The sequence below is a fragment of the Protofrankia sp. CiP1_Cm_nod1 genome (assembly GCF_920888515.1).
Classification (GTDB): Bacteria; Actinomycetota; Actinomycetes; order Frankiales; family Frankiaceae; genus Protofrankia.
This window is the reverse complement of record NZ_CAKKTM010000274.1, coordinates 1-2891: the sequence shown is the minus strand read 5'-3', so window position 1 is coordinate 2891 and position 2891 is coordinate 1. Positions and strand designations below refer to the sequence as shown.

At 69.5% G+C, this 2891-nt stretch carries 1 protein-coding gene and 1 pseudogene; one reads left to right on the top strand and one right to left on the bottom strand.

The genetic code is table 11. The features are described from left to right. Window positions 1-171: 171 nt before the first annotated feature. Complete coding sequence (locus NBX02_RS12635; RefSeq protein WP_250291472.1) at window positions 172-1416, bottom strand: FG-GAP repeat domain-containing protein; 1245 nt, start codon at window positions 1414-1416, stop codon at window positions 172-174. A 1237-nt stretch (window positions 1417-2653) separates the two neighbouring features. On the opposite strand from NBX02_RS12635, the pseudogene NBX02_RS12630 reads away from it, so the two are divergent. Then, a pseudogene (locus NBX02_RS12630) lies at window positions 2654-2891 on the top strand (hypothetical protein); the annotation flags it as partial.

The following is a 2891-nucleotide window of genomic DNA, read 5'->3' as shown; positions in this document are numbered from 1 at the left end:
CCCATCTTGGCAGGTAGGGATCCCGAGCACCGGCACGCCGGCCGCGCACCACAACGCCCGGACCCGGCCCAGCTATCGGCCCAGAACCTCATGGACCGCAACCGTCAGCCCGGAACCAGTGCTCCCCGCGAGGGGCCTGAATGACTGCCGGCCACGGTCCGCGGCCCCTGTTCACGGTAGGTGCCTACCAGAGGTGACCCCCAGGACGATGTTGTGGACGGGAAATGCGTCGTGCCACTTCTGGGCGTCAGCAAAATAGTTGACGAGTTCCCGCGTCCGGGATGTCCAGAAGGGGCTGGCGGGTCCCCCAGGCGTCCAGTAGAAGCGGCTGAGAGCGACCCATACGTCCTGGGCGGAACCACCGGTGAAGCTGACGACATCGTCCCGGCCGTCACCGTTGAAATCTCCCACGCCGGGGAATGCGGAGCCGGCGGCGAAGTAGTCCTGCCATTTCACCGCCGGGCTGACGAAACCCGACCCGGTGCTGAGCGAGACCCACACGTCGGCGGCCGTTCCCCGGGTGAAGGTGACGAGATCGTCCTTGCCGTCGCCGTTGAAGTCTCCGACAGCGGGCAGTTCTGTACCGGCAGCGAAGTAGTCGTGCAGCTGCGTGGCGGGACCGAAGCCGGCGCCGTCGCTGAACGCGACGTGGACGTCCGCCGCCGCGCCCCGGGTGAAGGCGACGATGTCGTCCTTGCCGTCACCGTTGAAATCCCCGGTCTGGGGCACCGTGGTTCCCGCCGCAAAGGCCGTGTGCCAGGTCTCCGGGGCGGTGAAGCCCGCGCCGGTGGACAGGGCGGCCCGCACCTGCCCGGCGGCGGGACCGCCGAGGACGAACACCGCGATGTCGGTGAGCCCGTCACCGTTGAAGTCGCCGGCGGCGGGTACGACCGAGGTGTCCTCCGGGGTGATCAGCGCTCCGGCGCTGATCGAGTCGTGCCAGGCCGGAGCATCGACGAAGGCGGACCCGTCACTGAGAGCGACACGCACGGCCCCGACCTCGTCGCCCCTGTTGGCGACGGCGACGACATCGTCCCTGCCGTCCCCGTCGACGTCGCCGACCAGGGGCGCCTCGTCGCCGGTCAGCGGCGAGGCGCTCCAGGGCTCCACCGGGCCGAAGGTCCGCTCGCTGGTGTAGGGCGGTGGCAGCGGAATACTGATGGCGACGTTTATCCCCACAGCGTTGTCGAAGGACACGATGTCGTCGTAGCCGTCACCGTTGAAATCCCCGCTGCGACCGGCGATGCCGGGCAGGCTGGCGGCGTTCACGCTTCCGGTGAAAGCCCACGTCGCCGGCACCAGGACAGCGGCGACCAGCAGCGCCCGGCCCAACCCGCCGAAGAGCGCGCGACCATGATTTTTTCGTGCGCCCGGAAGCCTCGGGCGCCCGGGCCGCGCACTTGTTCTGTTTCTCATGTTCCTACTTCCCATGTGTTCGGCCGAAGCCGTCCCCCTGGCCGGCACCTTCACGAGAAAGCAGCACCTCGAGGGCCATCGCGATCCCGGTCGCTGGATCCATCACGCCTTTCCCCGGCGGGGGTCGCGGTCGGATTTGACACGCGTCCGCGGCTTGCGGCGGTCAGCTCAACGACAGGCGTCGGCATGCCGACGCCTGTCGGGACCGGGGGCCGGGGCCAGAAGCCGGAGACCGGGAACCGGGAACCGGAAGCCTTGTCCCGCGGCGACATGCCCGTGACCAGAGAAGCCACGCCCAGCTCCATATCGTTCATCGACGGTTACCGCGGGACGCGCCGATTCCGGGAAGTATCGTTCACACGCAGTGCAGGCCGGGTAGCCCGGGGGATCTCTCTCCCCGGCCTGCCCGGCCTGCCCGGCCTGCCCGGCATCCTCGCCCTCGGCCGACGAGGTTCACCGATCCGTTCTCGCCAACCGTGAAGACCTGGACTCCGGGAGCGCCAGTCGTATCCTCGCGAACGCTGGCCCGCTTCGATGGGCGCCGATCACCGGAGAAGATCGGCGTAATTTTGTCGTTGTGTACGCTTTTATGGCCAAAAAGCGTACACAACGACAAACTCGCCTGGATCATGGTCTTTACGGGTGAGTGGTCGTGGATGGGATCCGCGCTACCTGACCGGCGCTCGAGACGTTGCCGGACGTGAGCCGGAACCCGTTCTACGGCGGCGCGGGCCGGTGCGGGTACAGCGCCGGCGCCGTCGTCGCTGTACCCGCACCGGCCCGGAAGCGGGCTTCAGCGCCTCCGGCCAGGCTGGCCCGCCTGCCCGCCGTCATCACCGATGCGCCCGCGTCGGTGGGTCCGCCCGCCGGAGCCCGCGGGCCGGCGGGGCGCGGACAGCGCCGGTCCGCCCGGGTCCATGACCGTGCTCTGCTCCAACGCTTCATCGACGGTCTGCGCGCCCTCGACGGCTGGACACGAAGAACAGCGGCCGACCACACCGACAGAGGATCGCCTGGCGTCGGCGTTGTCGGGTGAGATCGTCATTGACGAGAACGTCATGTGTTTGTCGCTCTTTGTTACAGATCGACCGGTTCAAATCGCTGCGCGGGTGACTTTCGTCGACCTAAGCTCGATTCGATGGCGTGGAGCGCGGGGCGTGACGGCCCCGATGGGGGCCGGCATCGATCGCCGTGGAGGCGGTCGGGCCGGATTCTTCCCGTTCGCTGGGGGCGCCTTGTGGCGCTGGCACTGGCGTTGGCGATCGCGGCCGGGCTGGGCGTGTGGCTGCGTTTCCGCCCCCTGGAGTCGGCCAGGGCACAGCCGGACACCGCCGTGACAGCCATCGAGGGACGCCAGCCGGGGGGTGGTGCCGCTGGCGGCGAACCGTCGGCGGCGACATCCGCGGCCGGTGCGCAGCCGTCCGCCGGCGCCGCCACGGGTGCGCCGGGGCAGCCGGGGGCGGTTGGGGCGGTGG

Bases quoted from the DNA above. Each gene is read 5' to 3' on its own strand.
- NBX02_RS12635 (WP_250291472.1), bottom strand. From the start codon at position 1,416: ATGAGAAACAGAACAAGTGCGCGGCCCGGGCGCCCGAGGCTTCCGGGC.